The organism is Nocardia sp. GP40 (assembly GCF_050434125.1).
GTDB lineage: Bacteria > Actinomycetota > Actinomycetes > Mycobacteriales > Mycobacteriaceae > Nocardia > Nocardia albiluteola.
The window spans coordinates 571987-589492 of the sequence record NZ_JBNPVW010000001.1 but is presented as its reverse complement, the minus strand read 5'-3'; the positions used below and the strand labels follow the sequence as shown (position 1 = coordinate 589492).

The window sequence follows — 17506 nt, the reverse complement described above, 5'->3', positions numbered from 1 at the left end:
CTACAGGAGTTCCAGCTCGTCCCGGATCCGGGCGGCAACCTCGGCGGGTGTGCCGTCCTCGGGGGTGAAGACGAACTCGGCGTGCTCGGGGCGCTCGTACGGGGAGTCGATGCCGGTGAACTCGCGCAGTTCCCCCGCCCGGGCACGGGCGTAGAGCCCCTTGGGATCCCGCTGCTCACACACGTGCAGCGGAGTGTCGACGAAGATCTCGGTGAACGGCAGGGCGCGCGTGGCGTGCACCTCCCGCGCCCGCTCGCGCTGCGCCGCGAACGGGCTGATCAGCGAGACGATCACCACCACACCGGCATCGGCGAACAGCGCCGCGACCTCGGCGACCCGGCGGATGTTCTCGCGGCGGTCGTCGTCGGAGAAGCCGAGATCGGCATTGAGGCCGTGCCGCAGATTGTCCCCGTCCAGCAGGTACGCCGGACGGCCCGCGGCCACCAGCTGGCGCTCCAATTCCACCGCGATCGTGGACTTTCCGGAGCCGGACAGCCCGGTGAGCCAGACGGTCGCGCCGCTGTGCGGCCGCTCGGCGCGCTCGACGGCGGAGCTGTGCCAGACCACCGATGCCGCGGAGGTCCCCGTCTCGCGCGCCACGATCATGCCCGCCGCCACCGTCTGATTGGTGGCCTCGTCGACGAGGATGAAGCTGCCGGTGCGGCGATTGTCCCGGTAGGGATCGAACAGCAGCGGTTGCTGGGCGCGCAGCGACAACCGGCCGATGTCGTTGAGCGCCAGGCTTTGCGAGCCGGTCTCGCGATGCAGCGTGTTGACGTCGAGCCGATAGTCCAGCCCCGTGACCCGCACCCGGGTGCTCTGGGCCGCGGTCCGCACGGAGTACTCCGCTCCCGGCCGCAGTACGGTGGAGTCCGAGAACCAGCAGACCATGGCGTCGATGTGGCGATCCACGTGCGGGCGATTACCGGGCCGGGCGAGCATGTCACCGCGACCCACGTCGATGTCGTCGTCCAGCGTGAGCGCGACCGCCATGCCGGTGAACGCCTCGGATACCTCCGCGCCGCCCGGCGCCCAGATCTCGCGCACCCGGGTGTTGCGCCCGGACGGCAGGACGACGACCTCGTCGCCGGGTTTGAAGATCCCGCCGGAAATGGTGCCCGCGTACGCCCGATGTGCCGCAACGGAATCCGCCGCCTCCGCCGCACCCGGACGCAGCACGTACTGGATCGGCAGCCGGGCATCGATGAGGTTGCGGTCCGAGGCGATGTGCACGTCCTCGAGGTGGCGCAGCAGAGTGGGGCCGGGGTACCAGGGAGTCTGCGCGGACGGCTCGACGACGTTGTCGCCCAGCAGCGCGGAGACCGGCACGAAGGTCAGGTCGCCGACGGTCAGTTTTGCCGCGAAATCGGCGAATTCGGCGCGGATCTCGTCGAATCGCTGCTCGGACCAGCCGACCAGGTCCATCTTGTTCACGCACACCGTCATGTGCGGCACCCCCAGCAGGGAGGCCAGGAACGCGTGGCGGCGAGTCTGCTCGACGACTCCCTTGCGCGCATCGACCAGGATCAGTGCGAGGTCGGCGGTGGAGGCGCCGGTCACCATGTTGCGGGTGTACTGCACGTGCCCCGGGGTGTCGGCGATGATGAATTTCCGTCGCGGCGTGGTGAAGTAGCGGTAGGCGACGTCGATGGTGATGCCCTGCTCGCGTTCCGCGCGCAGCCCGTCGGTCACCAGCGCCAGATCCGCTGCCGCGTCGCCACGTTGGGCGCTGACCCGCTCGATCGCCGCGAGCTGATCGGTGAACAGATTCTTCGAGTCGTAGAGCAGGCGGCCGATCAGCGTGGACTTGCCGTCGTCGACGCTGCCCGCGGTGGCCAGGCGTAACAAATTGCGACTCATGACTGCGCCTCGCTGGCGCTCGGCTCCGTCATGACCCGTGGACGCTGTAACACGATTCTCTCGCTACGCTCGCTCATGACTGCGCCTCGCTAGCGCTCGGCTCCGTCATGACCCGAGGACGCTGCAACACGATTCTCTCGCTACGCTCGCTCATCAGAAGTAGCCCTCTCGCTTCCGGTCTTCCATGCCCGACTCGGAGATTCGGTCGTCGGCTCGGGTCGCACCGCGCTCGGTCAGCCGGGTGACGGCGGTCTCGGCGATCACGGCCGCGGCGTCGGCGGCCGTGCTCTCGACGCAGCCCGTGCAGGTCGCGTCGCCGACGGTGCGGAAGCGCACTGTGGCCTCGGCGAGGGGCTCGTCGGCGCCCGGGGACAGATATCTGTTCTCCGCCAGCAGCATTCCGTCACGCCGGAACACCCGCCGCCGGTGCGCGTAGTACAGCGAGGGCAGCTCCACCGCCTCCCGGTCGATGTACTCCCAGATGTCCAGCTCGGTCCAGTTGGACAGCGGGAACACCCGAATGTGCTCGCCCGCACGGTGTTTGCCGTTGTAGAGGTTCCAGATCTCCGGGCGCTGGGCCCGCGGCTCCCAGGCGCCGTACTCGTCGCGGAAGCTGAAGACCCGTTCCTTGGCGCGTGCCTTCTCCTCGTCGCGCCGCGCGCCGCCGAACACCGCGTCGAACCGCTGCTCGGCGATCGCACGCAGCAGCGTCGTGGTCTGCAGCCGATTACGGGTCTGCCCGGGCAGTTCCACCACCCGGCCCGCGTCGATGTCGTCCTGCACCCGCGCCACCAGCAGCCGCGCGCCGACCCGGGCCGCGGTGCGGTCCCGGAACTCGATCACCTCGTCGAAGTTGTGACCGGTGTCGATATGCATCAGCGCGAACGGCAGCGGCGCGGGCCAGAACGCCTTGCGCGCCAGCTCCAGCATGACCGCGGAATCCTTGCCTCCCGAAAACAACAGCACCGGCCGCTCGAAGGTCGCGGCGACCTCACGGAATATATGCACCGATTCGGCCTCCAGGGCCGCCAGATGCGACAACTCGTATCCGGTCCGCATTACACGCTCACTCACTCACCGCATCGAAGAGAACACCTCCGCCATCATGACGGCCGGGCGAATCCCGGGTTGCGGTGTCGACTATTCGACGCTATTGTTCGGTATTGTGACACCGACGATAGGCCGTGCACGGCCCGCCGGTCAAGAACCTGTTTCAGAAAATGGCGGTTCGGGCGGCGGCACTCCGGAAAACAGCACCGCAGCGCCCGCATCCCCGCCCACGCACCGCGTCGTGCAGGTGATCGCACTGCTGTCCCGCCACCCCGCCGAGCGGCTGTCACTGGCGCGGATCGTCCGCGAGACGCCCCTGTCCCGCGCCACCGCCCACGCCGTGCTCACGCAGCTGACCGCCGACGGCTGGACCATCCGCGACAGCGACGGCAATTACGGCCTGGGCCTGGGCCTGCTCACCGTCGCCCGCCGCGCCGAAACGGCCTTCCCCCTGCGCCGGCTGGCCTTGGGACCGCTGCGGGAATTCACCGCGCGTCAGGGTATTCCGTCATTCCTGGCCGAGCGCGAGGAGGGCGCGGTCGTAGTCACCGAGGTCGCGGGCACCCCGCCGCTGCCCTGGATCCGCCCGGGCCGCCGCCTGCCGCTGGCGCCCCCGGTGGTCCGCGAATTCCTGGCGTGGGCACCGGATTCCGAGCGTGCGGCCTGGCTCGCCACCGCCGATCCGGCCCACCGCGATCGTCTCCTCGCCGTCCTGGACGCGGTGCGCGCCCGCGGCTATTCCGTGGAGCGCCTCGCCGACGATTCGGCCCCGATGCTGGGAGCCCTTGCGGCGCTTCGCAACTCCCCGGTCACCGATCCGCTGCGCAACCGCTTGGGCGCCATGATCGCCGACCTCATCACCATCGACTACCTCCCCGACGAACTGGGCCCCGAGAACGCCGTCGTCACGGTCGCCGCCCCGATCTTCCTGGGCCCCACCGTCGTCGCGGCCGTCGTCGCCTGCCCCGACACCCTGCTGTCGGCCGACGCCCTCGAGGCTCTGGGCGCCGCCACCAAGGCCGTCGCCGGCACACTGAGCGCGGCCCTGGCCCAGCACTGACGGCTACGAATCGAGCTCTGCTGCCGACAGCGATACCACTCGCCGGACCGGCGGCCGCAGAGCCATCTCGGCAACTGTGCCCCGCCCGGTCGCCTGACTTTCGGGTGACGGCCCGGTCGGGGACGACACGGTGAGCCCGCGACCTCCGACTACCCGAACAGCCGGTAGGGCTTGCCGCTGTAGGTGGCGACGTACTGCGCCCAGGTCTGGGTACCGTCCGTGTGGGACGGACAGGTGTTGAGCCCCTGACGGAAATCCCCGGCGACGGTGCCCGGCAACGGGATTCGGACCGCACGACGCGGGCCCGAGCGGGCCGCACGCCAGGTCTGTGCCATCTCCCCCAGCGTCAGCACCTCCGGACCGCCGAAATCCGGTGCGCGCCCGAGGGGTTCACCGACGACGAGCTCGGCGATGCGGGCGGCCACATCGGCGGTCGCCACGGTCTGGAAGCGGAAATCCAGCGGCAGCGGAGCGATCGGGAGCCGCTCGACAGAATGCAGGGCCTGGGCGATCAGATCGTGGAACTGGGTGGCCCGCAGGATGGTGTGCGGCACGCCGCTGCCCTCGATCAGCTGCTCGCAAGCCAGCTTGTTCCGGTAGTACCGGAACGGGATCCGATCGATGCCCACGATCGACACATACAGCAGATGCCGCGCCTCGCCCGCCGCCGCGAGCAGGGTGCGAGTCCCCTCGAGGTCCGGCTTGCCGAACTTCTTGAAGTCCGAGGCGGCGTGGACGATGAGATCCGCACCGTCGGCGGCCTCCCGCACCCCCTCCCCGGTGCTGAGATCCCCGACGTGAGTCCCGGCCCCGGCCCGCCGCGACAGCACCCGCACCTCGTGCCCCTGCAACCGTTCGACGATATGCCTGCCGAGGACGCCGCTGCCCCCGGTCACGAGAATCGTGGTCATAGCACATACCTACTCGCCCATCGGGCGCATTCACAAGATCTAGTCGCGCATGTCACCACGCGAAACGACCATCCGCGATGCGACGCTCTCCGATTCCCGACGACCGGTTCCCGACCAGCCGAAACGCAGCGGCCCAGAGTCCCACCGCCGCAATGCTCGACGCCAACCGGTTGCCGTCCTCGGACGCCGGGTCCGGTAACCCCGCCGAGAGCCGACCGAACCCTTACGACCAGCACCGATTCGTCTGCGGCGCAGCAGGATCGACGCGAGTTGTCCCACCGGCATGTGGACGGTTCGGCGTGTCTCAGGAACGCCGCACGTTCGGGGCAGACGGGAGGGCGTAACTGTGGTTAAGTTTGTGGCCATGAGGGAGCGCAGCGACCGGAAAATAAGCACAGTCACGAGCGTGCTCGTGCCGGAGCCGAGCGCCAGCGAGGTGGAGGCATGAGCACGTCGCTGTCCGCCCTCCCTGAGGAATATCTACCGCGCGATACCGCCGATGTCGTTCGCACCGTGCGCGATTCACGGCCCCAGCCGCTGACGGTCCGGGGTGGCGAACACGGCAGCGACCACGAGGGCGAGCACGACAGCGAACCGGCCCCACCCGATCGGCGCATCGTGCTGTCGCTGCGCCGGATGAACCGGGTGCAGGCCGTCGACGCCGAGGCGCGGCTGGTGCGGGTGCAGGCCGGCGCGCGACTGTCCGACATCGATCGCACCCTGGCCGCGCACCGGCTGGGCCTGCCCATCGTGGGCGATCACCGCGAGATCACCGCGGGTGGATTCGCCGCCGTGGGCGGCCTGTCCACGGCCTCGCACCGCTACGGCATGTTCAGCGACAACGTCGTCGGGCTCGAATACGTCGATCCCGAGGGACGATTCGGGACCTGCGGGCGCAACCACCATGCCGAGCGTTTCCACCGCATCCTCGGCGGGGCCGGGCGCACCGGCATCATCACCGCACTCACCCTGCAGGCCGTCGAGGTCGACAAGGATCACACCTGGCTGACCTCGGACGCGCACCGCTTCCTGGATTTCGACACCTTCGTCGAGCACACCCTCTCCTCGATCGAACACCCCGGCGACGCGATGCTGCAGGTGGGCCGCTGGGTCGACACCGCGCCGCTGCGGGTCTCACGCCCGGTCGGCACCGGCAACATTCAGCTGGGCACGGTGCGCTTCGGGCAGTGGTCCAGCCTGCATCCGACCGCCGCCACCCCATCGCTGCGGGCCCGGCGCGAACTCGGGGCGCGGGCGCGCAAATCGCTGGGCGCGATCGCCTCGGCGGCGAACGGGCGTGCCGGAATGCCGGTCCGCAACGCCGCCGCGGGCGCGCTGATGTTCTCCCCCAAGGTGCTGACGCTGCGCGACGCCGAATACCTGGCCGATACCGTGATCAGCTCGTCCGAGCGCGGACCGGCCTATCGCGTGGCGGTGTTCGCGCCGCTGTCGACCTACACCTCGGTCTTCCATCGCCTGCACGACCTGTTCTCGGAGTATCGCGAGCGCAGCGACTGCTTCACCGTCATCTCCGCCCTGACCTACGGCGTGCGCTCCCCCCGGCTGCACGAGCTCGCGGGCGAGGACCACGGTTTCATCAGCTTCACCTGCCGCCTACGGCCCGCGACCGGCTATCCCGGCCGATCCGGCACCACCGAGTCGCTGCGGGAGATCACCGCGGCCATCGAGGACATCTGCCAGTCCGAGCGCGCCCGCCGATACCACTCGCCCGAGTAGTCCGCGGATCGCCGCTCGTGCCGATATCCGGCAGGAGCGGCACCCGCAAACAGCACAGCGCCCCGGCCGAATTCGGCCGGGGCGCTGCTGGATTCTGCTGCGGGCTAGTGCTTCTCGGGACCGATGTGGTATTCGAACACCAGACCGGCGGCGGCGGCCAGGATGCAGATCACGCCGAGGGCGATCAGCCACAGCTGGAAGAACGCGAACCCGGTCGCGGTTACCGCAGCGGAGGCGGCCAGCAAGATGGGCCAGAAGCTACCGGGCGAGAAGAAGCCCAGGTCACCGGTGCCGTCGACGATCTCGGCCTCCTCGAAATCCTCGGGGCGCAGATCGAGACGGCGCGCCACGAAGCGGAAGTAGGTGCCCACGATCAGGGTCAGGCCCGCGGTCAGCACGATCGCGGTGGTGCCCGCCCACTCCACACCGGTACGGGACTGGCCGGTGAAGAAGGCGTAGATGACTGCCACGAGGATGAAGAACACCGTGAGCAGCTCGAAGATGCGCGCTTCGACCTTCATATCAGTTCAGTCCTTACTTGCTCTCGGCCTCGGACGCCGACCGCGCGGTGCGGTCGGGGTTGAACGGGTGGGTCGACACCGCCACCGGCGACTCCCCGATGCTCGACAGGGCCTCGGCAGTGGTCTCACCGGCCTCACGGGCCTTCATATACTGGTCGAACTTGTCCGGGGTCACAGCGCGGACCTCGAAGTTCATCATCGAGTGGTAGGTACCACACATCTCCGCGCAGCGGCCGACGAAGGCGCCCGTCTTCTCGATCTTGGTGATCTGGAAGATGTTCTCGGAGTGATTTTCCTTCGGGTTCGGCATCACGTCGCGCTTGAACAGGAACTCCGGCACCCAGAAGGAGTGGATGACGTCGGCCGAGGCGAGCTGGAACTCGATCACCCGGTTGGTAGGCAGCACCAGAACCGGAATCTCCGAGCTGGAGCCGACGGTCTCGACCTTGTCGTAGTGCAGGTAGCTGATGTCGTTCTCGGGCTTACCGTTGTCCGGGCCCGGCTGCGGGTGGCCGTGCGCCTGACGGTCCTTGTACTCGTCGAGGATCTGCTGGTCCATGCCCTGACGGGTCTTGTCGACGCCGTCGTAGGACGTGCCGTCGGTCATCGTCACGTGCTGGTAGCCGAACTTCCAGTTCCACTGGAAGGCCGTCACGTCGACGGTCACGTCCGGGTTCGGCTTCATCTCGGCGACGTAGTTCTGCACGACCACGGTGAAGTAGAACAGCACCGCGATGATCACGAACGGGATCGCCGTGTAGGTCAGCTCCAACGGCACGTTGTAGCCGGTCTGCCGGGGGAACTCCGGGGAGTTCGGCTTTTTGCGGTGGAAGGTGACCGTCCAGAACGTCAGGCCCCACACCAGCACACCCATCGCCAGCGCGGCGATGACCGACCACGTCCACAGCTCCCGCATCTTGGTTGCCTGCGGGGTCACACCCGAGGGCCACCCGAACCGCAGTACGGGATTGTCGATCGAGCAGCCCGAGACGGCCATGACGGTGATCGCCAAAGACACCGCCAGCCCGGCCCGCCGAAGCATGCGGCCCCGTCCGCCGGAGGTAGCGCCCCCGTCGGGCCGCGCCCCTATCGCTTCGCTCGCCTTGTGCGCCACGCTCAACGCCTTCCTGGTCGTCTATCCGACTCGGCGCCGCCCGGCTCGACCGGACGGCACATTTCAGCACGTTCGAGGAGCTCACCGGCGGGGGTGCTAACGCACGAACCAGCCCGGGAGTTCCCTGAGTACTACGCAGCGTAGACCAAACCGGGTACCGCGTTGTGCCCGGGTCGGATTCGACACCCCGGAGATCGAAACGGTGGAGGTAGCGGGGGCGCGGGCACATCCGGCGGCCCGCAGCGCCCCATCCCTCGGTCCTGTATCGCCCCACCCTGGAAAACCTGGATAGACTCTGTGACTGGATTTCAGACTTCTCCCTGCACGTACCCCGATCCCGGAAACGAGGTTCTCGACCCAGTGTGTGGCCTGCTCGGATTCCTGACCGCTGATGTGGCGGCCGACGACGTTGTCCACCAGGTGTACGAGGCGCTGCAGTGCGGGCGTCACCGTGGCCCGGACGAGCGCGGCACCTGGCACGACGAACACATCATCCTGGGCTTCAACCGCCTGTCGATCATCGATATCGAGCATTCGCACCAGCCGCTGCGCTGGGGGCCCGCCGAGAGCCCCGAACGATACGCGCTCGCATTCAACGGGGAGATCTACAACTACCTCGAGCTGCGCGAGCAGCTGGCGACCGAGCACGGCGCGCAATTCCACACCGAGGGTGACGGCGAGGCCATCGTCGCGGCCTACCACCACTGGGGCACCGAGGCGTTCTCGCGGCTGCGGGGAATGTTCGCGTTCGCGATCTGGGACACCGAGACCCAGCAGCTGGTGCTGGCGCGCGACCCGTTCGGCATCAAGCCGATGTTCCTCGCGACGGGCCCGGGCGGCACCGCCTACGCGAGCGAGAAGAAGAGCCTGCTGGAGCTGCTCCCCGCCCTGGGCCTTTCCGATGCGATCGACCCGCGGGCGCTCGAGCACTACACGGTGCTGCAGTACGTGCCCGAGCCCGAAACGCTGCACCGGGACGTGCGCCGGCTGGAGTCGGGCTGCTATGCGACGCTGCAGCCGGGCCGGGCCCCGAAGGTGACGCGGTATTTCGAGCCGACGTTCCGCGTGGTGCCGTTCGGCGAGCCGTCCGGGGCGACGGCGCACGCACCCCGCATCGCGGGCCGCCCCAACTCCCCCGAGCACCGCTATCACGAGATCGCGGAGGTGCTGCGAGATTCGGTCGCCAAGCACATGCGCGCGGACGTGACGGTCGGTGCCTTCCTGTCCGGCGGCATCGACTCCACCGCGACCGCGGCGCTGGCGATCCAGCACAACCCGAACCTGCTCACCTTCACCTCCGCCTTCGAGCGCGAGGGATACTCCGAGGCCGACGTCGCCGCCGAGACCGCCGCCGCCATCGGCGCCAAGCACTTCGTGCGGATGGTGAGCCCGGAGGAGTACGCCGCCGCGATCCCCGAGATCGTCTGGTACCTCGACGATCCCGTCGCCGACCCGGCGCTGGTGCCGCTGTATTTCGTGGCCAAGGAGGCGCGCAAGCACGTCAAGGTGGTGCTGTCCGGCGAGGGCGCGGACGAGCTGTTCGGCGGGTACACGATCTATCGGGAGCCGTTGTCGCTCAAGCCGTTCGAATATCTGCCCGGCGGGGTACGCAAACTCGTGGGCAAGCTCTCGGACCGGATTCCCGACGGCACCCGCGGCAAGAGCCTGCTGCACCGCGGGTCGCTCACCCTCGAGGAGCGCTACTACGGCAATGCCCGCAGCTTCAGCGACGCCCAGCTGCGCTCGGTGCTGCGCGAGTTCCGCCCGGAGTGGACCCACCGGGACGTCACCGCGCCGATCTACGCCGGCTCGCGGGGCTGGGACCCGGTGGCGCGCATGCAGCACCTGGACCTGTTCACCTGGCTGCGCGGCGACATCCTGGTCAAGGCCGACAAGATGACCATGGCCAACTCCCTGGAACTGCGGGTGCCGTTCCTGGATCCCGAGGTGTTCGCGGTCGCCGAGCGGCTGCCGTACGAGCAGAAGATCACCAAGGAGACCACCAAGTACGCGCTGCGGCGAGCACTGGAGGAGATCGTCCCGGCGCACGTGCTGCACCGTCCCAAGCTGGGATTCCCGGTGCCGCTGCGGCATTGGCTGCGCGGCCCGGAACTCTACGACTGGGCCGCGGCGCAGATCGCCGAGTCCCAGACCGACCACCTGCTGAACAAGGCGGCCGTCTCAGCGATGCTGGAGGCGCACCGCACCGGCGGAGTCGACCACAGCCGCCGGCTGTGGACGGTGCTGATCTTCATGATCTGGCACGGCATCTTCGTCGAGGACCGGATCAAGCCCGCTATCGAGCAGCCCACGTATCCGGTGCGGCTGTAGGTTTCGCCGCGAGGTCATCCGGAAGCTTCGGCCCGGATGACCTCGAGGTCGGAATGCCGGGTTGTGTTACGCCGCTGCGGGATCAGTCCGTAGGCGATTCTGCGGAGCGGGCGAAGCGGAGCGTGACAAGCTGAAAAGGTCGCAGCCGCAGGCGGACCCCAGCTCCTTCCGAACTCGCGGCACCCTGCGGACTCACAGCACCCTGCGGACTCACAGCACCCTGCGGGCTCGCAGCGTCATCCGGACTCGGTGGCGCGTCCTGCCCCAGCGGGCGCTCGAGCAGGTCACAGACCTCGAATCCGGTGGTGCCGAAACCCGGTGTCACCAGTGCCGAGGCGCGGCCGCCGTGCGCCTCGTAGACGCGCAGCACGACATCTCCGCTGCCGTCGTCGGCCAGTTTGACCGCGCTGGTCACCACGGCGTCGTTGTCGACGATGAACAGTGGCTCGACGGGGTCGGCGAGCCCCTGGCGCGGCGGGAGATTGATGCGATAGCCCTCGCGCACCGCGTCCCCGATCTCCGCGCCGGGAATCAGGGCATGCCGGAAGCTGTGCTTGCCCTGGTCGGTTTCCGGGTCGGGGAAGCGCGGCGCCCGTAGCAGCGAGGCGCGCAGGGTGGTCGTCGTGCCGCCATCGGCACGGACCGCGCGGGTCAGGTCGTGACCGTAAGTGGAGTCGTTGACCAGCGCCACGCCCCAGCCCGGCTCCGCGACGTGGACGAACCGGTGGTTGCACGCCTCGAATTTGGCGTACTCCCAGCTGGTATTGGTGTGGGTGGGCCGGAATACGTGCCCGAACTGGGTTTCCGAGGCATAGCGGTCGGCGTGAATGTCCAGGGGGAAGGCCAGTTTCAGGAATTTCTCGGTCTCGTGCCAGTCGACCACCGTGTGGATCTCCAGGCCGCGCGCGCCCGGCGGGAGTGACAGGGTCTGCACGACCGTGGATGCTCCGAACTTCCGGCCCACACGCAGCGCCGGGGAGCCGTGCGTGTCGGTGACGGCGGCAAGAAGGTACAGATCGGTGAGGTCGGCGACGCGATTGCGATAGAACATGTCGACATCCCAGGCGTCCCAGGAGTTCGGCAGATCGGGATGGAGCTGCAGCAGATTCGCGGCCGCACCCGGCGGCACCGTCTCGCGCCGAGTGCGCACCTCGACCAGCGATACCACCAGGCCACGACCGTCGACCTCGACCCGCAGCAGGCCGTTGTCCAGCACGAAACCGCCGCCGGCGCGCTCGGCCACCGAGCACAGCTCCGGCGGGTCCGCCGGGGCCGCGCCGCCCGCCGGAATCGACCGCCACGCATGCGGCGCCGGATTGCAGATGTTCGGCCCCGTTCGTTCGCCGCCGAGCACCCACTGCGCCCGCTCGATGATCGCCGTCAGCTCGGCGGCCACCTCCGCGTAGGTTCGCTCCGCCTCCCGGTGCACCCAGGCGATCGACGAGCCGGGCAGGATGTCGTGGAATTGGTGCAGCAGCACCGTCTTCCAGATCCGATCCAGCTCCTCGTACGGATACCCGGCTCCCTTGCGGACCGCCGCCGTGGCCGCCCACAGCTCGGCCTCCCGGAGCAGATGTTCGCTGCGCCGGTTGCCCTGCTTGGTCTTCGCCTGCGTGGTCAGCGTGGCGCGATGCAGCTCCAGGTAGAGCTCGCCGACCCACACCGGCGGATGCGCGTATTCGGCCTCCGCCCTGGCGAAGAAGGCACCCGGGCTGTCCCACGCCACCCGCGGCGAGCCCTCCAGATCGCGCAGGCGGGCGGCCTTGGCAAGCATCTCCCGCGTCGTCCCGCCGCCGCCGTCACCCCAGCCGGTCGGGGCCAGCGAGGTGCTCGCGCGGCCCTTGTCCTTGAAATTCCGTGCCGCGTGCGCGATCTCGCTGCCGCGCATCGAGCAGTTGTAGGTGTCGACGGGCGGGAAGTGGGTGAAGATGCGGGTGCCGTCGATGCCCTCCCACAGGAAGGTGTGGTGCGGAAAGCTGTTGATCTGGCTCCACGAGATCTTCTGCGTCAGCAGCCATCTGGACCCGGCGGCCCGGATGATCTGCGGCAGGCCCGCGGCGAATCCGAAGGTGTCCGGCAGCCAGGCCTCCTGGTTCTCGATGCCGAACTCCCGCAGGAAGAACCGCTTGCCGTGCACGAACTGCCGCGCCATGGCCTCGGAACCGGGCATATTCGTGTCCGATTCGACCCACATGCCGCCGCTGGGCACGAAACGGCCCTGTGCCACCGCGTCTTTCACCGCCGCGTAGACCTCGGGGCGGTGCCGCTTCAGAAAGTCGTACTGCGCTGCCTGGGACATCGTGTAGACGAATTCGGGCTCCTGGGCCAGCAGCGCGGTCATGTTCGCGGTGGTTCGGGCCACCTTGCGCACCGTCTCCCGCAACGGCCACAGCCATGCGGTGTCGATGTGCGCGTGCCCGACCGCGCTGATCGTATGTGCCGAGGGCGCGGCCGGAACGGCCAGCACCTCGGCCAGGCACGCGCGCGCCGCCGGCGCGGTAGCGTTCACGTCCTGCAGATCGACGCTGTCCAGCGCGCGCTCGATCGCGCGCAGAATGTCGAAGCGACGTGCCGAATCCCCCGGCAGCTCGTGTGAGAGTTCGCCGAGCACCTCGAGGTCCTGCACCAGCTGCCAGACCTCCTCGTCGAAGATCGCCAGATCCATTCGACCCAGCCGGTATTGCGGCTCATCCGTCGCGGTCTCCTTGTCGCCGAGGGTGTTCGGTGAGAAGAACGGGATCATCGGATTCGAGGCGGCCTCCACGTGCAGCAGCACGCGCTCTCCGCCGACGGCGGGCGCCGCCACCCGCACCCACTGGTTACGCGGGTGCAGGCCCTTCACCGGCGATCCGTCGGGCCGATACACCAGGCCCTCGCATTGAAAACCGGTCATCGACCCGTCGAACCCCAGGTCGATGACCGCTTCCACGGTCCGCCCCGCCCACTCCGCGGGCACCGTGCCCTGGACCGTGAGCCAGCTGGTGCCCCACGGCGCGCCCCACCGCGCGCCCGGCTCGACGGGTGTCCGCGGTGCGGCCAGTCCCTCCGCAACCGGCACCGGCTCGTCGGGTGCGACCCACATCGAGGCCTGCAGCGGCACCGACTCCGGGTAGATCGCCGGGGTGATGCGATCCTTCAGCACCCGGGCGAGACGATCTTCGATCAACCGGCGGTCATCGTGCATAACGACGGCTCCCATCGGATCCGGGACATGATCACCAAACGATCCCCATTGTCCGGTAAGGGGGTGAATTCCCGTGGTCATTGCGAGCGATGGCTCGCGCGGCCTGTCGGAGGTACGGCGCACGCACCCGGACCTGCGGTGCCCGATCCGGTCCGCGCCGAGCCGTCCGCAATCGCCAGGTGTTGGTTCATCTGGATTTTGCCGTGTCGTCGTACTCGGAGAACCGTGTGCGAGTTAGGTGATACCCATGACCGACCGCGAGGATTCCCCCAATTTCGGCGAGGGCGTCGACGGCAAGCCGGATAATCGCGCAGCGGGCGCCCAGCCTGGCAGCGAACCCGAATCGGGCGGAACAGGTTCGGGCGGAAGCACCGGGCCCGCCGTCGAGAACGCGGGCACCGAACCCGGCGGCGGCGATGCCGAGGCGAGGGGCGAACCCGAGCCAGGGGGCGTGACGAGCATGGGCGATTCCGCAGGCCGGGCCAATGCCGCAGCGGCGGATTCGTCCGGGCGGCGAGGGGTGAGCCGTCGATGGCTGTTCGGTGCGTCGGCGGGCGCCGCGGTGGCGGGTCTCGCCGTCGGTGCGGGCGGGGCGGTGGCCCTGCGGGACAACAACACCGGGGCGTCCGAGATATGGCCGCGGTCGGCGGAGCTGGCGGTGGGCGCGGACAAGGCGGGTGCGCCACGGGTCGCGGGGTTGCATCTGCAGTTCGGGGCCGACGCCGCGCGGGAAGCGGTGGTGTCCTGGCACACCGTGGGCTCGGTGCGCAAGCCAGTGGTGCGATACGGCACGGCCGCACAGGGTTTCGGCACGACCGTGGCCGCGGAGACCCGGACGTATCGGGATGCCAAATCCGGCATCGAGATTCAGGCCCACCACGCGCGACTGAGCGGCCTGACCCCCGACACCGACTACGTCTATGCGGCCGGGCACGACGGCGCGCCCCCGGATCTGGGCACCCTGCGCACCGCGCCCGCGGGCCGGGCGGCGTTCCGGTTCACCAGCTTCGGCGATCAGGGCACGCCCACGCTGGGCAAGGTGCAGGGTACTCCCGCGGTCGATGCGGGCCTGGGTTACGCGCTGCCCACCTACGTCAACGACAATCTGGGATCCCCGTTCGCGGGCGATGTGACCGCCGGGATCGAGCGGGTGGCGCCGCTGTTCAACCTCGTCAACGGCGATCTGTGCTACGCGAACCTGGCCACCGACCGTGTCCGCACCTGGAACGACTGGTGGGCCAACAACTCCCGGTCGGCCCGCTACCGGCCCTGGATGCCCGCGCCCGGCAATCACGAGAACGAGCTGGGCAACGGGCCGATCGGATATCAGGCGTTCCAAACGTATTTCACCGTCCCGGACTCCGGCAGCGAGGATCTCGCACGCGGGCTGTGGTACTCGTTCACGGTCGGCGGGATGCGGGTGATCGCGGTCGCCAACGACGACATCTGCTACCAGGACGCGGGCAGCAGCTATGTGCGCGGCTACTCCGGCGGCGCCCAGAAGCGCTGGCTGGAGGCCGAATTGGCAAAGGCCCGTGCGGACCGCGGGATCGACTGGGTGGTGGTCTTCATGCATCAGACCGCGATCTCCTCGGCCGACAAGTTCAACGGCGCGGACCTGGCGATCCGCCAGGAGTGGCTGCCGCTGTTCGACAAGTACCAGGTCGATCTGGTGCTGGCCGGGCACGAACATCACTACGAGCGATCGCATCCGCTGCGCGGGAACCTGGGCACCGAGACCCTCACCCCGCAGCCGGTTTCCACGCGCACCGATGTCATCGACACCAGCAAGGGCACGGTGCACCTGGTCATCGGGGGTGGCGGCACCTCGCTGCCCTCGAACCAGCTGTTCTTCCCCGGCAACCACTGCCGCGTGGTCACCGCCGTCGGCGACGTGAACCCCGCCACCGGCAAGAAGGCCCCGGTCTATGTGCTCGAGGACGCACCGTGGTCGGCCTTCAAGGACGCCGAGCACCCGTACGGCTTCTGCGCCTTCGACGTCGATCCCGGCCACCCGGGCGGCAACACCACCATCACCGCCACCTACTACGCCCTCACCGGGCCAACCAGCGACCTGACCGTCGTCGACAAGTTCACCCTCACCCGCCCCCGCTCCGACCGCTGACCGGGCGCCATCGGCGGTCCGAACGGATTCGACAACCCGTCGCGCATCCGGCGTGCGCGTCCCCGCGGGCAGGCCGATGATGACACTTGGGCCAGCGTGAGTACGAGGCCGCCGCGTCACCCACGACAGCGCACCATGGTCGCCGCCCCGGGACCGAGCGGCCGTTGAACGGACGACCAGTCGAGAACGCGGGGCAGGCCGATGATGACACTTGGACCAGCGTGAGTACGAGGCCGCCGCGTCACCCACGACAGCGCACCACGGTTGCCGCCCCGGGACCGAGCGGCCGTTGAACGGACGATCAGCGGAAGACGCCGGGCGGACCAATGGTCGGGAGTTGCGGTGGGACGCCGAGGATGTCATGGCTGGGCCGCCGGCGTCGCGCACGGACCAGCCCCCCGGCCGACGCGGCGCGCGATCAGGGGTGCAGAGTGGTCAGGGCGGCGACGATCGCGACGGTGAGTTCCAGTGCCGCGCCGAGGATGTCGCCGTTGAGGCCGCCGAAGCGGCGCACACAGTGCCGGGTCAGGAACAGGGCGGCGATGAGTGCCAGGGCGACGGCGAGCGGGCCGAGCGAGTAGTAGGGCGCGATCGCGAGCGCGGACAGGCCCATCGCGAAGATCGCCCAGGCCAGGGCGATCGGCACGGATTGGGTTCTGGCGACCAGCACACCGAATCCGGAGCCGGGGGCAGCCTCGGCGGGAAGCATGCAGGCCAGCACGACCGCGACCCGGCCCGCGGCGACCACGAGCACGATGGCGGGCCAGCGCCCGGACTCCGCGAGCGCCCCGAATGAAAACGCCTGAATGCCGATAACGAAGACCAACGCCGCCGCGCCGAAGGCCCCTACCCCGCCGCTCTTCATGACCTCGCGGGCCCGTTCGGGCGGACCGTAACAGCCCAGCCCGTCCAGGGTGTCGGCGACGCCGTCGAGGTGCATGCCCCGGGTGGCCAGCGCCAGCCCGCCCACCGTCACGAATCCGGCGAGCACAGTACCCATTCCGGCCGCCGTCAGCACCCACATCAACGCCGCCGCGCCGCCCCCGAGCAGGACGCCCACCACCGGCGCGAGCCCGATCGCCCGCGCCGCCACCGCCCGGTCGACGTCGTCCGGGCCGCGCACGGGCAGCACCGTCAGCCACGAGAACGCCAGCCGCACGCCGTTCATCGGCGCCACTCCCCCGCCCCGCCCAACCGCGCCGCTCTCATCGACTCCACTCCGCCGCACGCCCAACCGCCCATCAGCCTCACCGCCGGCGCCGCGCTTGTCGGCGCCGGGTGGCTCGGCGGCCGGCTGGGTCGCCGGGCCCCGAAGACCGCGCCCGCGCTGTGCGGCTGCGCCGCGGGCCGACGGCGAATCCGGCGATCGCCGCGGTCAGCGCATCGGCACCGGACACACCGCTGCGGGACCGCGCGGTCGCCAGCACCGACACCACTCGATCGTGCGGCCGGTCGCACACCACGCGTCGGCACCGCGCCCAGCCGAGCACCGTAATCGGCCACGCCCCTGACAGCGGACCGGCCTATCGTATGTCCCACCGCGAGGGGTCGATCAGCGTCGATGGAGTCCACAGCATCCTCGGCGCCGGCGGCGATGGGTGACCGGGTAGTCG

11 protein-coding genes are annotated in these 17506 nt (G+C 69.3%); 4 read left to right on the top strand and 7 right to left on the bottom strand.

The window, feature by feature from the left end:
- Nucleotides 1-1860, bottom strand: a complete 1860-nt coding sequence (cysC, locus tag ABH933_RS02490) for an adenylyl-sulfate kinase (protein WP_429414660.1) — start codon at nucleotides 1858-1860, stop codon at nucleotides 1-3.
- A 153-nt stretch (nucleotides 1861-2013) separates the two neighbouring features.
- A complete protein-coding gene (gene cysD, locus ABH933_RS02485; protein ID WP_429415708.1) occupies nucleotides 2014-2919 on the bottom strand; it encodes a sulfate adenylyltransferase subunit CysD in 906 nt (301 codons plus the stop codon).
- A 232-nt stretch (nucleotides 2920-3151) separates the two neighbouring features.
- On the opposite strand from cysD, the gene ABH933_RS02480 reads away from it, so the two are divergent.
- Complete coding sequence (locus ABH933_RS02480; protein ID WP_429414657.1) at nucleotides 3152-3970, top strand: helix-turn-helix domain-containing protein; 819 nt, start codon at nucleotides 3152-3154, stop codon at nucleotides 3968-3970.
- A gap of 149 nt (nucleotides 3971-4119) precedes the next feature.
- Here the strand turns inward: ABH933_RS02480 and ABH933_RS02475 are convergent, their stop codons facing one another.
- The gene (locus ABH933_RS02475; RefSeq protein ID WP_215918991.1) at nucleotides 4120-4881 is read right to left on the bottom strand and encodes an SDR family oxidoreductase; all 762 of its coding nucleotides are present in this window, start codon (nucleotides 4879-4881) and stop codon (nucleotides 4120-4122) included.
- A 444-nt stretch (nucleotides 4882-5325) separates the two neighbouring features.
- On the opposite strand from ABH933_RS02475, the gene ABH933_RS02470 reads away from it, so the two are divergent.
- Nucleotides 5326-6618: an FAD-binding oxidoreductase gene (locus ABH933_RS02470; RefSeq protein WP_215918989.1), complete on the top strand. Its 1293-nt coding sequence runs from the start codon at nucleotides 5326-5328 to the stop codon at nucleotides 6616-6618.
- A gap of 104 nt (nucleotides 6619-6722) precedes the next feature.
- Here the strand turns inward: ABH933_RS02470 and ABH933_RS02465 are convergent, their stop codons facing one another.
- Nucleotides 6723-7139, bottom strand: a complete 417-nt coding sequence (locus tag ABH933_RS02465) for a cytochrome c oxidase subunit 4 (RefSeq protein WP_215918987.1) — start codon at nucleotides 7137-7139, stop codon at nucleotides 6723-6725.
- A 13-nt stretch (nucleotides 7140-7152) separates the two neighbouring features.
- Nucleotides 7153-8181 carry an aa3-type cytochrome oxidase subunit II gene (ctaC, locus tag ABH933_RS02460; RefSeq protein WP_245401314.1) on the bottom strand — a complete coding sequence of 343 codons (1029 nt, stop codon included), beginning with the start codon at nucleotides 8179-8181 and terminating at the stop codon, nucleotides 7153-7155.
- Between the two features lie 432 nt (nucleotides 8182-8613).
- Here ctaC and asnB point away from each other — a divergent pair, with 432 nt between their 5' ends.
- The gene (gene asnB, locus ABH933_RS02455) at nucleotides 8614-10584 is read left to right on the top strand and encodes an asparagine synthase (glutamine-hydrolyzing) (RefSeq protein ID WP_429414652.1); all 1971 of its coding nucleotides are present in this window, start codon (nucleotides 8614-8616) and stop codon (nucleotides 10582-10584) included.
- An 82-nt stretch (nucleotides 10585-10666) separates the two neighbouring features.
- Here the strand turns inward: asnB and ABH933_RS02450 are convergent, their stop codons facing one another.
- Nucleotides 10667-13768, bottom strand: a complete 3102-nt coding sequence (locus ABH933_RS02450) for an alpha-mannosidase (RefSeq protein ID WP_429414649.1) — start codon at nucleotides 13766-13768, stop codon at nucleotides 10667-10669.
- A gap of 460 nt (nucleotides 13769-14228) precedes the next feature.
- Between ABH933_RS02450 and ABH933_RS02445 the strand changes: the two genes are divergently transcribed.
- Nucleotides 14229-15893 carry a purple acid phosphatase family protein gene (locus ABH933_RS02445; RefSeq protein WP_429415704.1) on the top strand — a complete coding sequence of 555 codons (1665 nt, stop codon included), beginning with the start codon at nucleotides 14229-14231 and terminating at the stop codon, nucleotides 15891-15893.
- A 418-nt stretch (nucleotides 15894-16311) separates the two neighbouring features.
- On the opposite strand, the gene ABH933_RS02440 is transcribed toward ABH933_RS02445, so the two are convergent.
- Nucleotides 16312-17061, bottom strand: a complete 750-nt coding sequence (locus ABH933_RS02440) for an adenosylcobinamide-GDP ribazoletransferase (protein WP_429414646.1) — start codon at nucleotides 17059-17061, stop codon at nucleotides 16312-16314.
- Between the last annotated feature and the right edge of the window lie 445 nt (nucleotides 17062-17506).